Below are 24,878 nucleotides of genomic sequence, written 5' to 3'. Positions count from 1 at the left end.
AACCGTTCCATCGCTACCTCAAGTTGCTCCGTTCCACTTGCCTTCCGTGCCATGATGACCTCTACCAAAGGTAAAGGCTTATATTATTACTGTTTATATCTGTAATTGGAATAACTTAATTAATCCGACAAAAAATTAAAACTCTAACTATCAACTAAATCCCTCCCATGCACCATCCGATACAACACCGGCAACACCAGCAACGTCAACGCAGTCGACGATAAAATCCCACCGATCACCACCGTCGCCAAAGGCCGTTGAACTTCCGCGCCGGTACCTATGGCAAGCGCCATTGGCAGGAAACCGATCGATGCCACCAATGCGGTCATCAATACCGGGCGTAGCCGGGTCAGCGCGCCGGTTTGAATTGCATCATCCAGAGACAATCCTTTTTCTCTTAAGTCCCGAATAAACGCCAGCATCATCAGGCCGTTCAGAACCGCTACGCCGGATAGCGCTATAAATCCAACACCCGCGGAAATGGATAATGGAATACCGCGCAGCCATAAAGCCACTATGCCGCCGGTTAAGGCAAAAGGAACACCGGTAAACATCAGCAGCCCATCACGTACATTGCCAAACATCGTGTACAACAGGATGAAAATAAGCCCTAGTGCGACCGGTATCACGATCTGCAGGCGCTGCGCCGCTGCAATCATTTGTTCAAACTGACCACCCCAGGTGGTCCAGTAACCCGGCGGGATACGCACTTTTTCTGTAATCAATTGCTCTGCTTCATGAACGAATGAGCCCAGATCTCGGCCACGCACATTGGCGGTAATCACGATCCTGCGTATGCCATTTTCACGGCTGACCTGATTGGGACCTTGAGTAATCTCGAAGTTGGCTACTTCCCCAAGAGTGACAAAAACCGGTGCAGCTGGCTGAGCCGCTTGCGTTGCAACGGGAGCAGCGGCCACGCTTTGCAGCGGCACACTGATCGGTAGCCGTTTCAACGCTTCGATATCGGCGCGCAAATGCTCCGGCAGCCGTATCTGCAAATCAAAGCGCCGATCACCTTCAAAAATCATGCCAGTGCTTCGACCACCCACTGACATGGCGATGACATCCTGCACATCGCGTCCATTCAGACCGTAACGCGCCATCTTTGCACGATCCATCTGAATGGAGAGCACCGGCAGGCCGGTAATTTGCTCAGTTCTTACATCGGCAGCGCCGGAAATGGTTTCAAGCAGATGCTCTATTTCCTCACCCAAAGCCAGCAAGGTATCCATATCATCACCGAATACTTTGACGGCAACATCAGCGCGTACCCCCGACAGCAGCTCGTTAAAACGCATTTGGATCGGCTGGGTGAATTCATAATTATTTCCTGGAACCTGGCGCACCGCCTGTTCCATCGTAGCAATCAGCTCCGCCTTGGTTTGATGCGCCCCGGTCCATTCCGATTGCGGTTTCAATATGATAAAAACATCCGCCACACTCGGCGGCATAGGGTCGGTGGCTATTTCGGCGGTGCCGATTTTGGAAAACACTCTGTCGACTTCAGGAAATGTTTTGACTACTGCTTCCAGCTCATTCTGCATTTCAATCGCAGTAGTCAGGCTAGTACCGGGAATACGAATGGCATGGAGCGCAATATCCCCTTCGTTCAGACTGGGCACAAACTCGCTGCCAATGCGCGTGGTCAGCAAGCCCGATAAGATGACAATGACGATAGCGATTGTGACCGTGAGTTCACGGTTATGCATGGTTGCCGTCAATATCGGCAAATAGGCTTTTTTTGCCCACGCCATCACAGCGCTTTCTTTTTCTTTCACTTTACCGGACAGAAAAAAAGCAATCGCTGCCGGAACAAAGGTAATCGACAGAATCATTGCAGCAATCAATGCTGTCACCACAGTGAGCGCCATCGGATGAAACATTTTTCCTTCCACGCCGGTCAAGGCAAAAATCGGCAGATAAACGATGATGATGATCAGCTCACCATAGATCAATACTCTCCGCGCCTCCCGGGAAGCGTCGAATACCAGTTCGAGACGTTCCGTCAGTGTTAATTCCCGTCCCAGTCGCATCTGCTCATGCGCCAGCCGGCGGATACTGTTTTCGACAATGACGATGGCGCCATCTACGATGATGCCGAAATCAATCGCCCCCAGACTCATCAAGTTGGCGCTCACTTGATTCGCCACCATGCCAGTAAACGTAAACAGCATCGACAGTGGAATCACAAAAGCTGCAATCAGTGCTGCGCGGAAATTGCCCAGAAACAGCAGCAACACCACGATCACCAGTGCTGCCCCTTCGAACAGATTGGTCGCCACCGTATGAATAGTTTTCTCTACCAGTGCGGTGCGATCGTAGACAGGTGTAGCAATAATGCCTGCCGGCAAATTGCGATTGATTTCCTCCAGTTTTTTTGCTGCGGCTTGAGCAACGAGACGACTATTTTCCCCGATCAGCATGTGCGCTGTCCCGAGCACCACTTCCTTTCCATTTTGCGTAGCGGCACCTGTGCGTAACTCTTTACCAATAAGAATATCCGCCACATCCATGATACGAATCGGTGTTCCCAGTCGCGAGCCCAGAATAATATTGCCAACTTCAGACAGACTAGCGATTTGCCCCGGCACGCGAATCAGGTATTGTTCTCCACCTCTTTCAATATAACCGGCCCCTACATTCAGGTTGTTGCGTTCCAGAGCGGTCATCAGGTCAGTTAACGTCAGGCCGAAAGCGATCATCTTCTCCGGGTACGGCACCACATGGAATTGTTTGACATAGCCGCCCACGGTGTTGATTTCTGTCACTCCCTTCACCATGCGCAATTGCGGCCTGATGACCCAATCCTGAATTTCTCGCAAGTCGGTTGTGGTGTATTCAGTGCCATCCGGTTTCTTTGCGCCTTCTTCAGCATCGACAGACCACATGAAAATTTCACCCAGACCGGTGGAGATAGGGCCCATCATCGGTTCGATACCGATGGGTAGCCGACCTCTCGCTTCCTGGATGCGTTGACTGACCTGCTGGCGCGCAAAATAAATATCGGTGCCGTCTTCGAAAATCACGGTAACCTGCGACAAGCCATAACGTGAAAGAGAGCGGGTATAGTGAAGATTCGGCAAGCCCGCCATGACGGTCTCAATCGGAAAAGTGATGCGCTGCTCGGCTTCGATCGGTGAATAGCCTGGTGCAGCCGTATTAATCTGAACCTGTACGTTGGTGATATCAGGCACGGCATCAATCGTCAGCTTCTGATAACCGTAGATACCGATGATCGCCATCATCAATACCGCCATCAGCACAAGGCCGCGTTGATAAATGGATAAATGTAAAATGCGCTCAAACATGATCGATAGTCCTGATTGATCTAGTGCTCATGGGCTGCACCTGATTTACCTAGCTCAGCCTTAAGGGCAAAGCTGTTGCCGCCGGCGTATCGCTCACCCTGACCAAGCCCGTGCAGCACCTCCACCATTTCACCATCACTGCGACCCAACTCCAGCGGGCGCACTTCGAAATACGGATCATAGCGGCCGAATACCACTGACCAATCCCGGAATGCTTGAATGGCATCGATAGAAACAGCCACAGGCACTTCAATTTCCTCCGCTACCAATTCAGCGTTGACAAACATGCCGGGGCGCCATTTGCCTTCAATATTATCCAGTTCGACCCTGGCCGTTGCAGTACGTGTTTGCCCACCGATCAGCGTGGAGATATAAGTGATAATGCCTTCGCTTTCAATGTCGAAAGCCGTTGCTTTCACGGTGGCTTTCTGACCGATCCGGATGACGTTAAGATCTTTTGGATACACTGTAACGGCTGTCCATACCGTGGACATATCGGCGATGGTATAAATTTCCCGATCTTCCTTCAGCGCTTCGCCCTGTACAATGGCCTTGGCAGTAATGATTCCGGAAAGGGGCGCACGTATTTCATATTGGGTAATGTTTGATTTTAAGTGACTGGATTCAGGTTGCACGCCCAAGACACGCAGCTTGGTAGTGGCAAGCTCCAATTCAATCTCAGCTTCATTCCACTGCTGTTGTGCCAGCAGAAATTCCTGCTTGGCGCTGATTTTTTCTTCCCACAACTGTTTTTCCCGCTCGTAGGTTGTTTTTGCCAATGCGAATCGTTTCTTCGCAACAAAGTATTGACTGCGCAAATCCGCCAGCATCGGGCTTTCGACAACCGCCAGCACCTCACCTTTTTTTACCTGCTGACCATGGTGGCCATACACTGCGATCACGAGACCAGGAACTCTGGGCACCACCCGTACAATGTTATGTTCGTTGAAGATTACTTCACCCGGCAGTTTGAGTTTTGGTTTAATAATGGCCGGCCCAGCCATCAAAACCTCGATACCCATGCTTTTCAGCATGGCATCCGATATTTCCACTCGTCCTTCTACCTGACTATAACTCCAGCGCATGAGCTTGCCATTGCGTTCAGCAGCAATGGCGATATCAAATGAATGTGGCTCCTCAACCACCTGATCTCCCAACAGATAATCCGCTTCAGGAGTAAATTTAAATAATTGCACTGATGCTCCCAGACGGGATAATGTAATTGCAACAGTAGCTGCGGATGGTGGCAGCAACTTTCCATTTTCATACAAATAAATCCGGAACTGCGGTGGTACACCTTTTTCAAAGATGGTCAATTCCACGCTGAAACCATTGCCAATAAATAGCTTGCCGCCTCTTGGGCCAATGCGCGGTTGATTCTCTTCTGGTTTTTCGTCGTCATCGGAACTAGCCATCTCCTCTGAAACCACTGAAGGTTTATCTAATGTAAGAATCAACCCACCCAATATAATCCCGATGGCAATCACGATCAGGATTGGTATCAATCGCACTTTATCCATCGTCTAATCCTTTTACTTTCTCTTCCGCTCAAGTTGGCGTAAGTTGGTTTCATGCTTAAGCTTGACACTTTCGATAGGCGCTGCAATCAGGCGTTCGATGTCATTGATCAGACGTTGATAGTTTGCAAGTGCACGAACATAGAGCAATTGATTCTGAAACAGCACACGCTGCGCATCCGTTAGCTCCAGCAAGCCAAATTTTCCCAATTCGTAACCCTTACGCATCACGCTAAAAGCACTCTTGGCTCCTGGCAACACTTCGTCACGCAAGATATTGATTTCATTCCATACTGCCGTCATCGCTTCATAAGATTGCGCCAGCTCGGTTTTCAGCCGCAACTCCATGACACTCTGCTCATCTTCCGCTTTACTTACCCGCTGGTGCGCTTCTTTAAGATTGCCTTGGTTACGGTCGAACAACGGCAATGGAATCGTCACGCTGGCGATAGCCGTGTTGCCACCCAGTACCGCATAATTCACCACCCCTGCATTTACGGTCAGATTAGGAATCCGGCGAGTTTGCTCTACCTCCAGCAAGGCCTTGCGATGTTCGATACTCTTCATGGTACGAAGCGCCATCGGATTGTCCAGCACACGCTCCTGCAGCATTTGAAAATCCGGTGGCACAATCGATACTTCCAGAACTCCTAAAGCTTTATCAAACTGCGGCGCGTCACTATCCCACATCAACGCAAGCCGTTTGCGGGCCGAGATGAGGTCACGTTGCGCTTGCTCATATTCAATGTGCGCGGTGGATAAGCTTACCTTGGCCCTAGTTTCTTCAATTGGCGGCACCTTACCCGACTGCACCCGATACACCACTGTATCGACCACGTTTTGCGCGAGCTGCCTAGTCTCCTCGGCCAATTTAAACCTTTCCTGACCAGCCAATACATCGGTAAACAAATTTGCCACGCTGACTATGATTTCTATACGCCGGGATTCATAGTCCATGGCAGCCAGCTCTTCACCCAATTGGGCCGCACTGACCCGGGCGGCGCGTTTGCCACCCAGCTCAATCAATTGACCGATCTGGATCGTCGTAACCTGCTGCGTCACTTCCTGCGCGATCGATTCGGGTGCATTGACTTCGTCGCGCAACTTTTGGACGTTTCCAATATTTTTAACACTTGCAGACAATTCCGGATTTTTCAATAACCCGGCTTGCAGGGTTGCTCCTTCCAAGGCGCGCATTTCCTTGGCAAAAGCAGCCAACTCGGGATTGCGAAGTAATGCAAGATTAACCGCATCACGTAGGGTTAGATCGGCTTTCTCTTCACTGATGACCGGATCAGTTGAATTATTTCTGCCTCCGTGAGTGCCAGAAAGCGCATTAAAAGAATCCGCACTGGCCCTTATCTGGGCAGTGAAACCCAGCAACAAGACAAAAGCTAACCATATGATGGATGATGTTGACGATATCAAATAGCTTAATACTATGAACCGGTCGCTCAATTTCATGGAACTCCTCCGCGTACCTAAGCCTATCTAAACACAAGGTCACAAGCTAAGCCTGAATTGACCTGTTTCTGCGATCTGTAGATCAAAGAAAACAATCCACAAACCACACATTAAAATTCAGCTTAAGAAACGCTTCGAGGAGGACGAAGAGGCAAATCCGGAATTGTTTCCGGAATAAAGGCTGAAACAAACACAACCAAAGTTTCTGTTGCTATCTGATCCGGTATCTGCGGAAAGGAATTAAAGAAAAAAGGCTGGTATTGTCCTGCTGAATGTAAGCATAAGTGCGTTGCTGCATCAAGATCAGCACCATCTCGTGTGACGTTACCGTGATGCAGTTCTAGGTGCGTAGCAGGATCTACTGATAACGCATGATCATGATAAATGTGATCCAGTTCATGAGCAAATATCTCTCCCCTGAAGGATAAACTAAGCCCATTCGTCAGTATGCTCACAATCAGCATAAAGATAATAGGGTAAGCAGGATATTTCCTCATCGTACTAAAATCTGTTATCAAATAAAATTTTGAACCAATGATTTCACATTATTCAGGTATTTGCAATTAAACAACTTTTATAAAAACTCATGCTTAAACAATCGCAACACCCTCATCGGCTAGCATATCTACCAGAGCAATCAGCGGCAATCCAATCAAGGCATTGGGATCTTCTCCGGTCATTTGTTCAATGAGCGCGATACCCAATCCTTCAGATTTTGCACTACCTGCACAATGATAGGGTTGTTCTTTAAGTAGATAGTTCTCGATCTGATGATCGCTAAATTGTCGAAATCTCACATAATACGGAATAACCCGCATCTGCAGCCGATCAGTAGCACTATTCAGCAGACATAAAGCGGTATAAAAAACTACTTCTTTACCCCGTACCAGCCGTAGCTGCTCAGTTGCATTGACATGATTCATCGGCTTGCCAAGACGTAAATTTCCGAGCACCGCCACTTGATCAGAGCCTATGATAAGCGCTTGCGAGTAGCTTTCAGCAACGGCACGCGCCTTTGTTTCAGCCAAACGTAAAGCAGTTTCCTCCGGCAATTCATTCAACAAAGGCACTTCATTAATTCGAGGGCTGATTGTTTCGAATGGAATCTGTAAACGCTGCAGCAATTTTTTACGATAAATGGAACTTGACCCCAAAATAATTTTCTGAGTATTGGTTTGTATTTTCAAAATTTCCTTCTGTATTTTTTGACACTTAAAAATAAAAAATATAACATGCGCGCCTTATGTCTGTGCGATTTATGATAGACTCTATCGATTTTGTGCGTAATGCGGGTATACATCAGGATAAAATCCCGGTGTTAGAGCTTGCGCGTTTACACGACCTTTTATTTGATAATGAAGGTGAACTGAGATACACAATCAGTGGTCACTTTGATAAAAATAACAAACCTAACTTGCACCTGGAGATTAAAGGTAAAATACATCTTTGCTGTCAGCGCTGTCTTGACAAATTACCACATATCGTAGATCTGCAAACTATTTTGCTACTCGTTGAAAGTGAAGCAGAGCTTGATCAGGTCGATGAAGAGGATACAATCGATGCCATTTTAGCAACACCTGATCTGGATGTTTGGAGTTTAATTGAGGAAGAAATCATCCTTAGTTTATCGATTTCATCGCGTCATCCGGATGGTGCATGCGAAATGTATCAACCAGAATCAAATGAAGATATTTTATTTGATAAAACACAATTGACAAACCCGTTTGCAGCGCTGGCCGCATTTAAAAATAAAAATTGATTCAAGGAGTTATTTGAATGGCAGTTCAACAAAATAAAAAATCCCCTTCAAAACGTGGTATGCACCGCGCGCATGATTTTCTGACCAACCCTCCTTTAGCGATTGAACCGAGTACAGGAGAAGTTCATTTACGTCACCATATTAGCCCCAATGGATATTATCGTGGCAAGAAAGTCATTAAAACTAAAAACGACTAAAAATTACACTACCTATTGCTATCAGCTACACTCATATAGTTTTTCTCAGTCATAAGAAGAGCACCGAAAGTGGAAATTACTGTAGCAATAGATTGTATGGGTGGCGACCATGGCCCTCATGTCACAGTTCCATCTGCGGTTGATTATCTTCGTCATGACCCCGAAGCCAATATTATTCTAGTAGGCGTTCCTGATGCGATTGAAGCAGAATTACACGCAGCAAATGCTAAATTAGGCCCCAGAATTCGGTTACACCCAGCCAGTGAAGTGGTAGGCATGGATGAATCACCTGCACTGGCTTTGCGTTGGAAGAAAAACTCTTCAATGCGCATATCTATTAATCTTGTCAAAACTGGTGAAGCACAAGCTTGTATCAGCGCGGGAAATACGGGGGCCCTGTTGGCAACTTCGCGTTTTGTTTTAAAAACTATTTCAGGCGTTGATCGTCCTGCTCTGGCAGGTATAGTGCCAACCGTCACTGGCCATACCTATATATTGGATCTAGGCGCCAATGTCGATTGCACGGCGGAGCACTTATTCCAATTTGGAATCATGGGTGCTTCCTTAGTATCTTCCGTGGAAAGTAACCCATCGCCAAGTGTTGGACTACTCAATGTTGGCGAAGAAGAAATCAAGGGAAATGAAACAGTTAAGCAAGCGGCTGAATTATTGCGCAATAGCGGGCTTAATTTTTATGGCAATGTCGAAGGCAACGACATTTACAAAGGAACCACTGATGTAGTAGTTTGCGATGGTTTTGTAGGTAATATTACTTTAAAAACTTCAGAAGGTCTGGCGCAAATGTTAGCAACCTACCTGCGCGAGGAATTCAAGCGTAATGTTCTGACAAAATTAGCTGGTATCATTGCCACGCCGGTTATTAATTCCTTCAAGCATCGTGTAGATCATCGCCGGTACAACGGCGCCAGTCTGTTGGGTTTACGCGGTATTGTTATTAAAAGCCATGGCTCTGCTGATAAATATGCATTTGGTTTTGCTATCAAGCGCGCAGCTGATGAAGTTCGGGGTGGCATGTTGCGGCGCATCAGTGAACGCGTAGCCGAGTTTTCCCATAATTCTCCGGAAATAATGACTAGATAATGTATTCACGAATCATTGGAACAGGTAGTTATTTACCTGAAAAGATACTTACCAACCATGATCTGGAAAGCATGGTGGATACCAGCGATGAATGGATACGCACGCGTACGGGCATCACACAGCGACATATTGCACGTGAAGACCAGGTTGCCAGTGATCTGGCATTGTATGCATGCCAAAATGCTATGCAGGCCGCCGGTGTAACCGGTGGAGATATTGATCTCATCATTGTCGCCACTACGACGCCGGACATGATTTTCCCAAGCACTGCCTGTATTCTGCAAAACAAACTGGGGATAGAAAATTGCCCGGCTTTTGATGTGCAAGCAGTTTGCAGCGGCTTCGTATATGCTCTGGCAACCGCCGATATGTTTGTCAGTTCAGGCAAATGCCGCAATGCCTTAGTGGTCGGCAGTGAAATCTATTCGAAAATACTTGACTGGAACGACCGGAGCACATGTGTATTGTTTGGCGATGGCGCGGGAGCGGTGGTACTTTCGCAAAGTGATCAGCCCGGCATTCTATCGACGCATCTTCATGCCAGCGGCAGTCATAGTAATATTCTGTCTGCACCTGCATGCATCAGTGGAGGGAAAGTACAAGGCACGCCCTACATCCACATGGAAGGCAACGCCGTTTTTAAATTCGCTGTCAAGGTATTGGAAGAAGTCGTGCAAGAAGCGATCACAAAAAATAATCTGCAATCGACGGACATCGATTGGTTGATTCCGCATCAGGCCAATATACGAATCATTCAATCAACGGCAAAGAAACTGGGGTTGCCGATGGACAAGGTAGTGGTATCCGTTGATAAACATGGCAACACCTCTGCCGCTTCCATTCCGCTTGCACTCGACATTGCCGTACGGGACGGACGTATTCAGTCTGATCAGTTAATTTTACTGGAAGGTGTTGGTGGTGGTTTTACATGGGGAGCAGTGTTACTGCGCTGGTGATTGATGAAATTTGCATTCGTATTTCCAGGTCAGGGATCACAATCGGTCGGAATGATGAACGGGTACGCAGACTTACCCATCATTCAGGAAACCTTTCAAGAAGCATCCGATATCCTTCAACAGGATTTCTGGGCAATGGTTAGTTCCGGGCCTGGTGAAGACCTCAATCTCACCATCAATACCCAACCTCTCATGCTCATAGCAGGTGTAGCCGTATATCGTGCATGGACCAGTTTAGGGGGATCAAAGCCAGCGTTATTAGCCGGACATAGTCTGGGTGAATATACAGCGCTCGTTGTAGCAGAAGTAATGAATTTTGCGGATGCATTAGCACTGGTGCGCTCTCGTGCGCAAGCCATGCAACAGGCCGTACCGGAAGGTGTCGGTGGAATGGCTGCAATTCTAGGTCTGGATGATAAAATCATCGAAACCATCTGCCGTGATATCACCAATCAGGGCAATGGAGAATCTCTTGAACCAGCCAACTTCAACTCACCAGGCCAAGTGGTCATTGCCGGCCACAAAAATGCCATCCTGCAGGGAATTGAAATGTCCAGATCAGAAGGCGCTAAGCGTGCAATCCTGTTACCGATGAGTATTCCTTCGCATTGCTCACTGATGAAACCGGCAGCTGACAACATGCGGTTGCAATTGGAACGTGCAACCTTGCAACCGCCTAAAATTCGGATCCTACACAATGTCGATGTAAAGCCACATGCTGATGTTACCTCCATCAAGGAAATTCTAGTTCAGCAATTGGTAAGCCCTGTGCGGTGGGTGGATACCATCCGCGCTTTTGCTGCTGAGGGTATCACGCATATCATTGAGTGCGGGCCGGGAAAAGTATTGGCCGGGCTGAATAAACGCATTGATCAGAATTTACAACAACTGTCACTGGCCGATAGTGAAACAATCAAACAAGCTGTTAATTTAAAATAATAACAATGAGTACTTGCTATTCACCATCATGGCTCTGGTTATGAGGGATATAATCTTGGAAAATAAAATAACATTAGTAACCGGCGCGAGTCGCGGGATTGGGCAAGCTATCGCATTAAAATTAGGCCAGCATGGCGCAATTGTGATTGGCACAGCAACCACTGAAAGCGGTGCCGACTCAATCAGTCAATATCTGGAGCAGGCAAGTATCAAAGGTACCGGTATCGTTTTAAACGTGAATGATACTGAGCAAATTAACCACTCAATTCAAATCGTCCGGGAAAAATTTGGTGACATTGAAATACTGGTGAATAACGCCGGAATTACGCGCGACAACCTGTTAGTGCGTATGAAAGACGAAGAATGGGATGAGATCATGGAAACCAATCTAAAATCAGTGTTCCGTTTAAGTCGCATCGTTCTTCGTGCGATGATGAAAGCCCGTTATGGGCGTATTATCAATATCTCTTCTGTTGTCGGTGCAATTGGAAATATGGGTCAAACAAACTATGCAGCCGCCAAGGCAGGACTCTTCGGCTTTAGCAAATCATTAGCACGCGAAATAGGAAGTCGCAATATTACTGTGAATTGCGTTGCGCCAGGTTTTATTGATACGGATATGACCCGCTCGCTGGCCAGCGAGCATCAACAAAGTTTAATCCAGCATGTTCCCTTGGGAAGACTAGGACGCCCTGAAGAAGTTGCATCAGCAGTAGCATTTCTAGCTTCGTCTAATGCAGGCTACATAACAGGCACCACGCTTCATGTAAATGGTGGAATGTATATGGATTGATTGAAGAAAAGTAATTGATAATAAGGAATTATTTATAATGAACCAGCCAGCTGAAAATCATAAATTAATTAAAACTTATTGAGTTAGGGTCATCTTTCAGTTCTTTTGACACTGAAAATTTGTTAAAATGAGAAAGTTTTTCTTACCTGAGAGGAAGTATCTAGATGGAAAATATTGAGCAGCGTATTAAAAAAATTGTTGCTGAGCAACTGGGTGTTAATGAAGCTGAAGTCAAGAATGAATCATCTTTTGTTAATGATCTGGGAGCAGATTCGCTCGATACAGTTGAGTTGGTCATGGCATTAGAAGAAGAATTCGAATGCGAAATTCCAGATGAGCAGGCGGAAAAAATAAATACAGTCCAGGAAGCAATTGACTACGTCACTGCCAACACAAATTAGTATTTTGTTCTCTTAAATACAAGTAATCGGAGTTATTTTTGTCCAAACGTAGGGTAGTAATTACCGGGTTAGGGATTATATCGCCAGTAGGTAACACTGTATCAAATGCATGGGAGAATATTGTCTCAGGAAAATCCGGTATCGCTCGAATTACTCGTTTTGATGCATCAAATTTCACTTCACAAATTGCAGGTGAAGTGAAAGATTTTGATATTCAGCAATATCTATCTGCCAAAGAAGCACGTCGTATGGATATTTTTATCCATTATGGCATGGCTGCAGCAATCCAGGCTGTTAAAGATGCAGGCATAGAGGATGTCACGCATCTTGATTCCGAACGAATCGGTGTCAATATTGGCTCAGGCATTGGCGGTTTGCCGATGATTGAGAGTACCGATAGCGCCTATCATGCAGGCGGCCCGCGCAAAATATCGCCCTTTTTTATTCCCAGCACGATCATTAACATGATCGCAGGTAATTTATCCATCCTATATGGTTACAAAGGTCCTAATATAGCCATTGTCACAGCTTGTACCACAGCTACTCACAGTATCGGTAATTCAGCGCGCATGATTGAGTATGGTGACGCTGATATCATGGTATGCGGTGGCGCGGAATCATGTGTTACTCCGCTGTCTATTGGTGGATTTTCTGCAGCAAAAGCCTTGTCGGTAAGCAATGATGATCCGGCGTCGGCAAGCCGTCCCTGGGATAAAGATCGTGATGGTTTTGTACTGGGTGAAGGTGCTGGAATTCTGGTTCTGGAAGAAATGGAACACGCCAAGCGCCGTGGTGCAAAAATTTATGCAGAATTAGCCGGTTTCGGTATGAGTGCCGATGCATTTCATATGACAGCACCTTGCGATGACGGTGAAGGGGCAGCGCGCTGCATGGTCAATGCGCTTAAAAATGCAGGGATTAATACCGCTGACGTTGATTATATTAACGCGCACGGCACTTCCACGCCATTGGGCGATATCGCAGAAACCATTGCTGTCAAGCGGTGTTTTGAAGATCATGCCAATAAACTCGCGGTCAGTTCTACAAAATCAATGACAGGGCATTTGCTGGGTGCTGCCGGAGGTGTAGAAGCGGTATTTTCCACGCTTGCAATCCATCATCAAATTGCTCCACCCACCATCAACCTTGTCAATCAAGATCCACAGTGCGGCTTGGATTATGTTCCTAACACCGCAAGAGACATGCATATCAACGTTGCATTATCCAATTCCTTCGGCTTTGGAGGAACGAATGGAACGCTTGTTTTTCGTAAAGTATAAGTTTTATTTTTTGGGGCATGCATACGCTAAGACGCCTCCTATTTATTATGACATCAATAACCATTCTTCTAATCGGATGGTTATATCTGCATGTTCACTCTAATATCACGCCCCCAACCACACCCTATGAATTCTCCATCCGGCCTGGGAGCACTCTAAAACAAGTTTCGCAACAGTTGGCTGATGCTGGTGTTATCCCTACCAAGTGGACATTGGTAATATTAGCGCGTTATCTGAATCAAGAATCAGCTATTAAAGCAGGTGACTACCAGCTTACTGGCAATCTTTCGCAAATAGCGCTGCTAAAATATCTTACCAAAGGTGATCCAAAACAAAATGAAATTACCTTTATTGAAGGCTGGACCTTTGCTCAGCTTCGAAAAACTTTAAGTGAACACCCAGCCATAAAAAATACGATAGTTGATTTAAGTGATCAGGAAATTCTACAGCGTATCGGTGCAAGCGAAACAGCAACTGAAGGATTGTTTTTTCCTAATACTTACTATTTTATTAAAGGTGACAGCGATATCGATATTTTGCAGCGCGCTTATCAAGCCATGCAAAATTATTTACAAACCAGCTGGTCATCCCGCAAAGAATCTTTGCCTTTAGCTACGCCATATGAAGCACTCATTCTGGCTTCCATCATTGAGAAAGAGACCGCGATAGAAAGTGATCGCGCTGAAATCGCCGGTGTTTTTATTAACCGGCTTCGTAAGGGTATGAGATTACAGACAGACCCCACTATTATTTATGGTCTGGGTGAGCAATTTGATGGAAACTTACGCAAAAAAGATCTACTTGCAGATCAAGCATACAACACTTATACTCGCCCAGGTTTGCCGCCTACACCTATCGCTTTGCCAAGTTTAGCTTCCATTCGTGCGGCTCTTAATCCGGCTGAAACCGATGCGCTATATTTTGTCTCAAAAGGTAATGGAGAATCTCAATTCTCTACTAACTTGTCCGATCATAATAAAGCGGTTAATCAATACCAAAAACAACAAAAATAAAATCATGCCGTCAATCGCTAAGTGTCAATTCTAAGCCGTGGATCTACATGACTCAATTTTCCATCGTAGTGCCCACTCTGAATGAATCTGAGAATATCGATTTACTCCTAACTCGCCTATTCGCACTTAATTTCAGTCCCGACACTTTTGAAGTCATTTTCGTTGACGATGGTTCCACTGATGGAACCCCTGATAAGGTGCACGCATGGAAAAACCAATCCAATGTTCGCTTGATTGAGCGGCATGAAAAACCGGATTTAACAGCTTCGATCATTGCGGGAGCCGCTGCCGCTAATAGTGATGTCATTGTCGTCATGGATGCGGATCTGAGCCATCCGCCAGAACATTTATCAGCGATTGTCACGCCCGTTTTAAAGGGCGATTATGATGTAGTCATCGGTAGCCGCTATATCGCCGGCGGCAGTACAGAAAATTGGCCACTGCACCGGCAACTATTGTCACGCATCGGTGGCTGGATAGCACGCCCCATCTGTGATGTGAATGACACTACATCGGGTTTCTTCGCATTCCGCCGTAAATTAGCAGCAAATATTTCTAACGATGCGCATGGCTATAAAGTTCTGCTTGAGCTGCTCATGGCCAATCACGGCAAGATCCGTGTTACAGAAGTACCGATCCGTTTTCATGATCGCACGCACGGCAGTTCCAAATTATCTTTTGCTCATCAGCGCGCTTATATTCAGCGTTTGATTACCTTAGCCGGTGGCACAATCACGCTTAAAACCGCCGGCCGCTTTGCGATGGTCGGTTTATTTGGCGTATTGATCGATGCCCTTGTTTTTCAATGGATGATCAACAGTGAAGCGGGACTTGCCCTGGCTCACTTCGCCAGTTTCTTTGTCGCTGCAAGCGTCAACTATATATTTAATTCAAAATGGGCATTCCGTGAACATCATGCGGGATATCTTCAATGGCATCAATTTGGCCGCTTTCTGACTGTTGGCGCCCTCGCGTTGTTGTTACGCGGTGGAGTATTGGCTTTGCTGGTCTATGTCTGGCAAGTACCACCAATACTGGCAATTTTCCCGGCCATCGTTGCCACTGCAGCCGTAAACTATCTGGGCTCAGCCTTTTATGTATTTCCCAGTAAAAAAGATCTACCGTCATCGGAAATACGCTGGCGCATAGCAGCGATTGGTATTGTAATTTTCGCCCTATTATTACGTTTGGTCTATTTTGGCTTAGCGCAACTCATTCCAGACGAAGCTTATTACTGGCAATATGCCCAGCACATGGATTTAAGCTTTTATGATCACCCTCCGATGGTGGCCTGGTTAATTTGGCTCGGCACAGCAATTCTAGGACATAATGAATTTGGCGTGCGTATCGGTGCTCTGCTCTGTGGCTTGATAACCATGGGCTATTTATACGCGCTGGCGCAGAACCTGTATGACAAATCCACCGCGATGCGCGCCTTATTATTACTGGCTATTTTGCCAGTAGGATTTGGTTCTGGCTTGCTGATGACTCCTGATGCACCATTAGTCGCGACCTGGGCTGCAACACTTTATTATATGGAGCGTGCATTGGTAGCCGGGCAGCGCTGGGCCTGGCTGGGCATGGGAATCGCCTTCGGCCTGGGATTACTATCCAAATACAGTCTGGGTTTGCTAGGTATCGCTGCATTGGTGTTTGTCATCATAAATCCAGCGGCACGCTACTGGATGAAGCGCCCCCATCCTTATCTGGCTGCCCTATTGGCTTTACTACTCTTTTCGCCTGTCATCATCTGGAACTACACAAATGACTGGGCCTCATTTGCATTCCAATCGAACCGCGTATTGGCGGACAGCTATCAATTTTCAGTACATCATTTAATTTTTCATATCATCATTCTGTTAACTCCCGTTGGCTTTCTTGCAGCTGCGTTAGCCTTATTCTCAATCAAGCAATCTGGAACCCAGCAACTGGAGAGCAGACGTCATTTATTTGTCCAGGTTTTCGCAGGCGCCCCTCTATTCGTTTGTTTCATACTCAGCACTTTTGATGAGCCCCGCTTTCACTGGACAGTCCCGATCTGGCTTGCAATATTACCGACCATGGCCTGGATGATGGGTCAAACCGAGCATCTGAGCAGCTTTGTCAAACGCATCCAGGCAGGTTGGCGATCAACGATTATAGCCTGCGTGTTCATTTATGCCTTTGTGCTACACTATGTCGTCCTAGGAATACCCGGCATACCCTATCATTTATTCACTGAACACTATTTCTGGCGTGAAACAGCGGCAGAAATCGAGCAGATCGCAGAAGAAGTCAGAAATCAGACGGGCAAAGAACCCATCATTGTCGGCATGAGCAAATGGTCAGTTGCCAGCGCACTATATTTTTATACCCACGGCGATACGCAACTAGACATTCGTTCGCGCAATATGTTTGGTGATAATGGTGCCATGTATGATTTCTGGTTCCCCTCCCAGGAAGCCACCCATCGACCCATCATTCAGGTTGGTATGAAACGCCGCCATTTGGAAAAAACCCGACCAGGCACTCAAGGTATCGAGGTTGAAAAAATGCTTGACCAGCCCGACACCATTAAATATCGCGTCATTGAACGCTACGGTACGCCGGTACGCCACGTTTACTATCGTATTTCCCAAGGGTTTAAGGGCGTGAGCTCATCCGAAATGCAATAAAATACATAAGAGCTTACTTGATCACATATTCTGCAACCCGCCATGCTTCATCAGGTGCTTTCGCCAGCGTTATCGTTTCCAATGCCAGCCCTTTTGTTGCAAAAGTTGTGTAAAACTGGAGTACGACATAATCATCCTCCGGGAATCCCGATAATGTTTTTGTAGAGCCTGCTGTTGCAAGATATCGGGCATTGACTGCTCCACGTGGTGCTCTAATACCAGTAATAGACTTAACCCATTCAGGTTCAGGTGTTTTCGTCTTAAATAGTGGAGATGAAGTCTCCCAACCTTCCTTATATTTCCCACTATCAATCAACTCAAGCCAGGCACGTGCACTCCCTTCAACTTCAGCCAGAATATTGTCTTCTTCCGCATTCACAACAGGAGCACAAAAAAACAGCAATAATAATACAAGCACTTGTTTTATCATCAAATATCCTTGCAAAATTTCGTATCTTCAGCACTTCTAGACATGGGTAAAAATATTACCCACTAACCAGATGGAAGTAATTCCCAACAAAATTAATACCACCTGTTGAATAGTTGCATGGATCTCAGGGCGTTTATGCAAGCCTGGAATCAAATCTGACATGGCGACATAAATCATGCTGGCTGAGGCAAGCCCCAGCAGCGGCTGCACCATAAAATTCATCTTATGCAGCATGAAGTACGCCAATACACCGCCAATTAGCGTGGCAAAGCTGGATAACACATTCATCAGAAAAGCCATCCGACGTGTGTAGCCTGAATTCAACAGAATAAGGAAATCTCCGGCTTCCTGTGGAATTTCATGAGCGATAATAGCTGTCGATGTCACAATACCCAGTTGCACATCCACCATGAAAGCCGCAGCAATCAAAATACCATCGACAAAATTATGAAAAGTATCACCTACAATCACCATCATTCCGCTACGTCCATGATCATGTTCGTGCTGATAGCTTGTAGTTGCTGTCATACCATGTGACGGATCATGCGCTTCACAATCCTCTAAATGACAGTGACGCCACAATACGAGCTTTTCCAGAATAAAAAACATCAAAATCCCAATCAATACTGTGATGGTCACTTGCATTGGATTTTCTGAAAGTTCAAATGCTTCAGGCAAGGTATTGAGAAAAGCAGCCCCCAGCAATGCACCGATGGCATAGGAAACCAGCATGGAAAGCCACGATACCCGTGTATTGAGTGCCAGTACTGCTGCGAGCAATAAACTCAATCCCCCTCCAAATAAGCTGGCAGAAATAATCCAGGTAAGCGTCGACATAAAGTTAATTGAAAAGGAAAGGCGGGATTATACGCTGTTGTAAGCGGCAATAGCTTAACAAGTTACGGTGCATTCATCCGAGCCAGATTAAAGCTGCCATCCGTCCGGTTTCACCATCACGACGATAGGAATAGAAACGCTCAGGATCACTAAAGGTACAAATCTCTCCGCCATACACGGCGGGAATGCCCATATCAGCCAGTCGCTGGCGAGCCAATAGAAAAATATCAGCCAACCATTTCTTCTGATGATGATCCTTTGGCGCGAAAGCTTGTGCTGCTTGCGCATCATGCTGGACGAATGCGTCGTAGACATCAGTACCAACTTCAAAGTGGTCCGGACCAATCGCCGGTCCCAGCCATGCCATTAGTTTGCCAGGGTCCACTTGCATGGCAGCAACCGATTGTTCAATGATTCCCCCACTTAGCCCGCGCCAACCCGCATGTACGATACCCACCGTCGTTCCCGCAGTATCACACAAAAATACCGATAAACAGTCAGCAACCATGACAGCACATACTGTGCCTGGTTTACGGCTGAGCGCAGCGTCTCCTTCAGGAATGGCCGCTGTCGTGTCATCAATCCAGACAGGTAAATTGCCGTGCACTTGTTTCAACCATCTCGGTTCAGCCGGCAAACAGCGGCGCAATAAAGCCCGGTTGTATGCCACATCTTCCCACTCATCATTGACATGCGCTGCTAAGTTCAAAGAAGCATAATTACCATTGACGTTACTACTCACGCCGCCGCCATTGCGGGTAGTAAACAATGTTTTCACATTGCCAGGTGCCGGCCAATCCGGGATTATCCAATCATTCATAAATTCCGCTTGAATCTTATTTTTTCAAATCAGTTTTAATGTCTTCGAGCTAATTAAGCCTTGGAATCAATATTTCTGGGTTAAAATGCTACCCTTGGAGGATTTTCTCTGAATTAAGGTTTTTTCAATGGATTCTCAATTTCCGATGCCATAGCAACAAAACCCGAAAATTAGCAATTTATGACTGATTCAGCATGGGTCAATAGATAAAGCCCAACAATTGTTGATAACAAAATGCCCGATAGGTGTAATAGATGAATTATATAAGAGATTTAATTAATTATACGCGCACATTCTTAGTTTTGACGGTAACCTCGGCGATATTATTAGGACCCCTTACCAGCACTTTTGCTGCTGATGATGATCATACAGAGTTTCTTAAAGCTGCTTTTTCTGCAAAATCGGAGACTATCAAGCAATTATTGGAAAAAGGTATCAACGTTAATTATCAGAATGAAATGGGATTTAGTGCGCTCATCATTGCATCTCAATATGGGCATGCTGATATTGTTGACCTGTTACTGGAGCATAATGCCAATATTGATCTGCAAAATGCCGGCGGTGCAACCGCACTGATTATTGCCGCCAAGAATGGTCACGCAGAGGTTGTCAACACATTATTAGCCAAAGGTGCCAAGATTGATGTGCAAACCACAGATGGAATTACAGCCCTCATGCCGGCGACACAGAAAGGGTATGAAAGCATTGTGGATGCTCTGTTGGCAAAAGGCGCAAATGTCAATTTGCAGACCAAAGATAACGTAACTGCTTTAATGATCGCAGCCTTGGAGGGCAGAACAAGCATTGCCGACAAACTGCTGGCGAAGAATGCACAAATAGATGTGCAGGCTTCAGATAATACCACCGCACTCTATATGGCTGCCAGAAACGGACATACCGCAATCGTCGAAACATTGTTGAAAAAAAATGCTCCCATTAATCTACTGGCCGCCAACGACACCACGGCACTGTATATCGCCGCCCAGAATGGACATATCGATGTCGTCAATGCGTTACTGGCAAAAGGCGCTAAAATCGACTTGAAAGATAAGAATGACGCGACAGCACTAACGATTGCCGCTCTGTTTGGCAATACCGAAGTCGTTGAAGCATTGCTCAAACGTGGCGCCAAAGTTGACCATAAAGCGGCGAATGGCTTCACGCCACTCATTCTGGCGGCACAGAACGGACATACGCCCATCATAGAGTTGTTACTGGCGCATGGCGCCAAAATCGACCTGCAAAATGATGATGGGGTCACTGCGCTGATGTGGGCTGCCTTACATGATCACATTGATGCCGTAAAAGCATTATTGGCAAAAGGCGCAAATACGAAAATCAAAAGCAAAACAGGAAAAACTGCACGTGAAATGGCCAAAGATCCGGCCATCATTGAATTGCTGCAAACAGCAGCGTAATAATGATAGTGTGCAATATCATTCATAAAACAGATGTCCGAACAAACCCATCTTATTCCTGAAAATTGTTTGGTATTTGCGCACCGCGGCCTGCACTCAGAAGTCATGGAGAATACCCGCAGTGCCTTTGATAAAGCGTTGAGCTACGCAATTGATGGCATCGAAACCGATGTGCAGTTGAGTCGGGATGAAATTGCAGTGCTTTGGCATGACCGCTTTCTCGACAAAATCGGACTTCATAATAAGCACATTGACGACTTTGATTATCATCAACTCCAGGCACTGATTAACCCGGAGTCCGAGAATGAGGGTATCATGACCCTGCAGGATTTTCTGACCGCCTATCGGAAGCGCTGCCGTTTATTGATCGAAATCAAAAATCGTGCCTGGGAGTCTGTTTCCCGTCACGCACTAAAAATGCGCCAGGCACTCGATCTGATCGGTCAAAATTCCGATCAACGAATCATCGTTTCTTCCTTCAACCTTGCCAGCCTGGACTACGCACATCAATATAAGCCGGAATCTCCGCTGGTTTATAACTTTGAAACCCATCAGACCATTGCAGATGCACGTGAGCTGTTAAACACACATTCTTTTCTATACGGTCTCTGCCTGCCTATTGAGAATGTGAATCAAGCCATTGTCGACCTGCTGCGTACTCATGATAAATATATCGCTGTCTACACCTGTAATAGTGATACAGAAATCAGTAAAGCCCTGCAATTGGGCGTTGACATTCTCATCAGCGATTTACCCCATAAAGCGTTGACGAGGCGCGGTCGATGAAAAGGGATTTTGCAGCGCTGCAAAACCAGCATTTCGATCTGCTGGTTTGCGGCGGCGGCATATATGGTGCTTGGACTGCGTATGATGCTGCGTTACGCGGACTGAAAGTAGCCATCGTTGAGCAGAATGATTGGGCTCACGCCACTTCATCTGCCTCCAGTAAGTTAATTCATGGCGGTTTGCGCTACCTGGAGACTTATGATTTCAAGCTGGTCAGCAAGTCGCTCAAAGAACGCAAAATGTTGCTACATGCAGCGCCTCACCGGGTATGGCCATTGCGTTTTGGTGTTCCTGTTTACGCGCATCAGCGCATGAACCGGCTGCAACTGAAGCTAGGGCTCACACTGTATGATTTCCTGGCCGGTGATACCGATCCGCACATGCGCCACCACTATCTCAATCGGCAGCAATTCACCGCCCACTTTCCGTTGCTTAATGAAAACGCATTGAAAGGCGGTTTTACCTACGCCGATGCACAAACCGATGATGCCAGGTTGGTATGGGAGCTCATCGCAGGAGCGCTGAATGCGGGCGCCAATTGCATCAACTATTGCAAATTGATCCAACTGCTGGAAACCAATGGCAAGGCAGATGGTGCGATAATCCGCGATCAACTTACCCAAACCCAGCAGAAAATTAACGCCAAACAGATTGTTATTACTACCGGTCAGTGGTTAGCCAATGAGACACCGAGCAGCGAGTGGTGCCGTCTTTCCAAAGGGGTTCATCTGGTTATGCCAGCCGTGTTGAAGGATGAAGCGTTATTACTCACAGCTCGATCAGATGGTCGGGTGTTTTTTCTGATTCCCTGGTATGGTCTGACGCTGTTATGCACAACCGATACCGACTTCAAAGGCAATACCGAGCAAATTTCTGTGGATGATAGTGATATTGACTATCTGCTCGCTGCCGCCAACGATTATCTGAAAACACCCTGGACAAAGTCTGACATTATTGGTTATTTTGCCGGGATTCGGGTTTTCAAACTCAACATGCATCTTCCTTCCTCCGACTCACCTTCGGCAATGAGCCGTGATTGGGAATTAAAATCCACCTCGAATGGCGTGCACTACGCCATCGGTGGGAAAATAACCTCATCGCGTCAAGATGCCGCTCAAATCGTTGATACAGTGTGCTCGCAACTCGGTGTTTCCCAGCCGTGTGCAACTGAGGGCAAACTATTTCCCTGGACACCACGAGAAGATTTTTCAGCATGGTTTGCCCACATGCAAAGCCGGGCAATGCAACTGGGTATTGATGCAGAAAGCACAAAATGGCTACTGCGTCGGCATGGCACACAAACCACAGAGATTTTCCGCGGTATTGAAACACAAGCCGGACTTGCACAGCGAATCATCCCATCCCTGCCGTTAATTGAAGCTGATCTGATGTACTGCGCCATTTCTGAAATGGTCGTACATCTGGATGATCTGCTACGCCGCCGCCTGCCTTTACTCATTCTGGCCAGGCTGACAGAAAACCAAATCCGGCAGATCGCGCTGCGCGTAGCCAGTGTTATGAATTGGGATAAGACACAGTTACAGCAGGAAGTTGAGCACTGCTGCCGGCAATGGATCATGCATTAATGTCCGCGATCGCCCTCGACCTGGGCACAACCTCCATCAAAGCGGCTTTAATGGATCGGCAAGGAAATCTCCATCACATCGTCGCGGAGCCTGCATCGCCTATTAATGTTCGCAATGGACGCTATGAAAGCAATGCACAAGATTATGCCCGGATTACCGAACGAGTGTTAAAACAATGCATTGCACAAGCCAATGAACAAGCCAACGATCATCCTCCTTTAGGGCTATGCAGTCAGCGCTCGTCCTTCCTGATCTGGGATAAAGCCAGCGGTGAGCCCATAACACCCTTAATTTCGTGGCAGGATACCCGGGGAGCAAGCTGTTGTGATCATCTGCAGACATCGGTAGATACTATTCAAAAACGGACCGGTTTACGTTTGACTGCTTATTACTTTGCCCCCAAACTCAGTGTGCTGTTGCAGGAGAATCCGACGTGGCGTGAGAAACTTGTTAAGAATGAATGGCTGGCAGGCACACTGGACACTTTTCTGATCTGGCGCTGGACGGGCGGTCAGTATTTTCTTACCGATGCCTCGATGGCTGCGCGCACTTTGCTCATGGACATCCATCAGCAGCGATGGTCAGACTCTTTATGCAGACTTTTTGATATTCCTCGATCGATTCTGCCCCAAATCAAACCTTCAACTGGTTTGAACCTGCCACTGGATGTCGGTTTGACCTTACAAGCCAGTATAGGTGACCAATCAGCCGCTCTGATTGCCAGCCTGACAGATAATCAAACCGAAGCGCTGGTTAATCTGGGCACCGGCGGCTTTGTGATCCGCTCTCTTGCCAAAGGTGAACCGGCATTTGGGGGCTATCTACAAACACTGGTTTATCAGAATGACAACCATCAAGCTCAATTTGCCATTGAAGGCACGCTCAATTCCATTGCTGCTGCACTGGCGCCTTACCCGGTTGCAAATTGCTGTGTTGAAGATTTGGCAAACAGTGACATTTTTTGCCTGGCAGAGCCAAGTGGCTTAGGCGCGCCCTATTTTCGCAACGACTGGGGTATTTATTTTTCCAGATCTGTTACAGATTTGACCACACAGCAAATCGCTCTCCTCATGCTCGAGGCTATTATTTTCCGCGTTGCACGCATCCTGGAAGATTTTCACTACCACGTACCGCTAACTCAAGTTTACCTGTCAGGCGGCTTATCTGAATTGCCCTGTCTGCAACAAGGTATCGCTCAATGTGTGACATTGCCGGTTTCTCACTTGCAGCAAAAGGAAGCAAGTCTGCAAGGTGCAGCGCTCCTTGCTGGTAGGCTTCAATCGAAATCTAACCACCAGACTAAAAAAATCACCATTCAATATGAGAACCATGCATTATCAGAGAAATATCAATCCTGGAAGAATTGGCTGGATACTTTGTTGAAAATACACAGAAATTAGACAACCACTTTTTACCTGCTGCTCCTATAAAAAAGTACCCCCGCACTCATTATCAATCCTGTAAAATCCGCGATTTAAATTTTAATCCAATATTGGATTGACTCTTTTTTTATATAATTTGACCAGAATTCATTGCGTAACCGCATGATATAAATACATAGTGTAACTATTACTTTGTTACCTATGATGACTAACTCAAAAATAAAAAGGAATGTT

At 46.5% G+C, this 24,878-nt stretch carries 22 protein-coding genes; 14 read left to right on the top strand and 8 right to left on the bottom strand.

Translation table 11 applies throughout. The annotated features are described in order from the left end of the window. Nucleotides 1–143: 143 nt before the first annotated feature. From BM021_RS05365 to BM021_RS05345, 5 genes are all read right to left on the bottom strand, one after another. Entirely contained in the window at nt 144–3,311 is a 3,168-nt protein-coding gene (locus BM021_RS05365; protein WP_090719649.1) for an efflux RND transporter permease subunit, read from the bottom strand. 20 nt (nt 3,312–3,331) lie between these two features. Further along, complete coding sequence (locus BM021_RS05360; protein WP_090719647.1) at nt 3,332–4,831, bottom strand: efflux RND transporter periplasmic adaptor subunit; 1,500 nt, start codon at nt 4,829–4,831, stop codon at nt 3,332–3,334. A gap of 12 nt (nt 4,832–4,843) precedes the next feature. Further along, on the bottom strand, nt 4,844–6,292 hold the full coding sequence (locus BM021_RS05355; RefSeq protein ID WP_090719645.1) for a TolC family protein: 1,449 nt from the start codon (nt 6,290–6,292) through the stop codon (nt 4,844–4,846). Between the two features lie 122 nt (nt 6,293–6,414). After that, complete coding sequence (locus BM021_RS05350) at nt 6,415–6,789, bottom strand: hypothetical protein (RefSeq protein WP_090719643.1); 375 nt, start codon at nt 6,787–6,789, stop codon at nt 6,415–6,417. 93 nt (nt 6,790–6,882) lie between these two features. Further along, the gene (locus tag BM021_RS05345; protein ID WP_090719641.1) at nt 6,883–7,479 is read right to left on the bottom strand and encodes a Maf family protein; all 597 of its coding nucleotides are present in this window, start codon (nt 7,477–7,479) and stop codon (nt 6,883–6,885) included. A 71-nt stretch (nt 7,480–7,550) separates the two neighbouring features. Between BM021_RS05345 and BM021_RS05340 the strand changes: the two genes are divergently transcribed. From BM021_RS05340 to BM021_RS05295, 10 genes are all read left to right on the top strand, one after another. Continuing rightward, nucleotides 7,551–8,051 carry a YceD family protein gene (locus BM021_RS05340; RefSeq protein WP_256207787.1) on the top strand — a complete coding sequence of 167 codons (501 nt, stop codon included), beginning with the start codon at nt 7,551–7,553 and terminating at the stop codon, nt 8,049–8,051. 17 nt (nt 8,052–8,068) lie between these two features. Continuing rightward, on the top strand, nt 8,069–8,248 hold the full coding sequence (rpmF, locus tag BM021_RS05335; protein ID WP_090719637.1) for a 50S ribosomal protein L32: 180 nt from the start codon (nt 8,069–8,071) through the stop codon (nt 8,246–8,248). A 69-nt stretch (nt 8,249–8,317) separates the two neighbouring features. Continuing rightward, nucleotides 8,318–9,349 (top strand): phosphate acyltransferase PlsX, encoded by a 1,032-nt coding sequence (gene plsX, locus BM021_RS05330; protein ID WP_090719635.1) that lies wholly within the window; start codon nt 8,318–8,320, stop codon nt 9,347–9,349. Further along, on the top strand, nt 9,349–10,305 hold the full coding sequence (locus tag BM021_RS05325; protein WP_090719633.1) for a beta-ketoacyl-ACP synthase III: 957 nt from the start codon (nt 9,349–9,351) through the stop codon (nt 10,303–10,305). The genes plsX and BM021_RS05325 overlap by 1 nt, the downstream gene beginning before the upstream one ends. Before the next feature lie 3 nt (nt 10,306–10,308). Then, complete coding sequence (gene fabD, locus BM021_RS05320; RefSeq protein ID WP_090719631.1) at nt 10,309–11,244, top strand: ACP S-malonyltransferase; 936 nt, start codon at nt 10,309–10,311, stop codon at nt 11,242–11,244. A 40-nt stretch (nt 11,245–11,284) separates the two neighbouring features. Then, nucleotides 11,285–12,037 carry a 3-oxoacyl-ACP reductase FabG gene (gene fabG / locus BM021_RS05315; protein WP_371116151.1) on the top strand — a complete coding sequence of 251 codons (753 nt, stop codon included), beginning with the start codon at nt 11,285–11,287 and terminating at the stop codon, nt 12,035–12,037. A 164-nt stretch (nt 12,038–12,201) separates the two neighbouring features. Then, nucleotides 12,202–12,438, top strand: coding sequence for an acyl carrier protein (acpP, locus tag BM021_RS05310; protein ID WP_013967091.1), 237 nt, complete (start codon nt 12,202–12,204; stop codon nt 12,436–12,438). A 38-nt stretch (nt 12,439–12,476) separates the two neighbouring features. Further along, entirely contained in the window at nt 12,477–13,718 is a 1,242-nt protein-coding gene (fabF, locus tag BM021_RS05305) for a beta-ketoacyl-ACP synthase II (protein WP_090719630.1), read from the top strand. A gap of 17 nt (nt 13,719–13,735) precedes the next feature. Further along, nucleotides 13,736–14,731: an endolytic transglycosylase MltG gene (gene mltG / locus BM021_RS05300; protein WP_090719628.1), complete on the top strand. Its 996-nt coding sequence runs from the start codon at nt 13,736–13,738 to the stop codon at nt 14,729–14,731. 47 nt (nt 14,732–14,778) lie between these two features. Beyond that, nucleotides 14,779–17,385: a glycosyltransferase family 39 protein gene (locus tag BM021_RS05295; RefSeq protein ID WP_090719626.1), complete on the top strand. Its 2,607-nt coding sequence runs from the start codon at nt 14,779–14,781 to the stop codon at nt 17,383–17,385. Between the two features lie 13 nt (nt 17,386–17,398). Here the strand turns inward: BM021_RS05295 and BM021_RS05290 are convergent, their stop codons facing one another. The 3 genes from BM021_RS05290 to pgeF form a co-directional block, all read right to left on the bottom strand. Further along, nucleotides 17,399–17,815: a DUF4019 domain-containing protein gene (locus BM021_RS05290; RefSeq protein ID WP_090719624.1), complete on the bottom strand. Its 417-nt coding sequence runs from the start codon at nt 17,813–17,815 to the stop codon at nt 17,399–17,401. Between the two features lie 36 nt (nt 17,816–17,851). Then, on the bottom strand, nt 17,852–18,652 hold the full coding sequence (locus tag BM021_RS05285; RefSeq protein ID WP_090719622.1) for a ZIP family metal transporter: 801 nt from the start codon (nt 18,650–18,652) through the stop codon (nt 17,852–17,854). Between the two features lie 73 nt (nt 18,653–18,725). Continuing rightward, on the bottom strand, nt 18,726–19,472 hold the full coding sequence (pgeF, locus tag BM021_RS05280) for a peptidoglycan editing factor PgeF (protein ID WP_090719621.1): 747 nt from the start codon (nt 19,470–19,472) through the stop codon (nt 18,726–18,728). A 254-nt stretch (nt 19,473–19,726) separates the two neighbouring features. Here pgeF and BM021_RS05275 point away from each other — a divergent pair, with 254 nt between their 5' ends. The 4 genes from BM021_RS05275 to BM021_RS05260 are packed head-to-tail and all read left to right on the top strand — an operon-like array spanning nt 19,727 to nt 24,662. Further along, on the top strand, nt 19,727–20,890 hold the full coding sequence (locus tag BM021_RS05275; protein ID WP_090719619.1) for an ankyrin repeat domain-containing protein: 1,164 nt from the start codon (nt 19,727–19,729) through the stop codon (nt 20,888–20,890). Between the two features lie 33 nt (nt 20,891–20,923). After that, nucleotides 20,924–21,676: a glycerophosphodiester phosphodiesterase gene (locus tag BM021_RS05270; RefSeq protein ID WP_090719617.1), complete on the top strand. Its 753-nt coding sequence runs from the start codon at nt 20,924–20,926 to the stop codon at nt 21,674–21,676. Then, nucleotides 21,673–23,262, top strand: coding sequence for a glycerol-3-phosphate dehydrogenase/oxidase (locus BM021_RS05265; protein WP_090719615.1), 1,590 nt, complete (start codon nt 21,673–21,675; stop codon nt 23,260–23,262). Before BM021_RS05270 ends, BM021_RS05265 begins: the two co-directional genes overlap by 4 nt. Further along, a complete protein-coding gene (locus BM021_RS05260; protein WP_090719613.1) occupies nt 23,247–24,662 on the top strand; it encodes an FGGY family carbohydrate kinase in 1,416 nt (471 codons plus the stop codon). Before BM021_RS05265 ends, BM021_RS05260 begins: the two co-directional genes overlap by 16 nt. Nucleotides 24,663–24,878: the final 216 nt, after the last annotated feature.

The sequence above is a fragment of the Nitrosomonas sp. Nm166 genome (assembly GCF_900112825.1).
Classification (GTDB): Bacteria; Pseudomonadota; Gammaproteobacteria; order Burkholderiales; family Nitrosomonadaceae; genus Nitrosomonas.
Note: the sequence above shows the minus strand (reverse complement) of the source record. Positions and strands in the feature narration are given on the sequence as shown.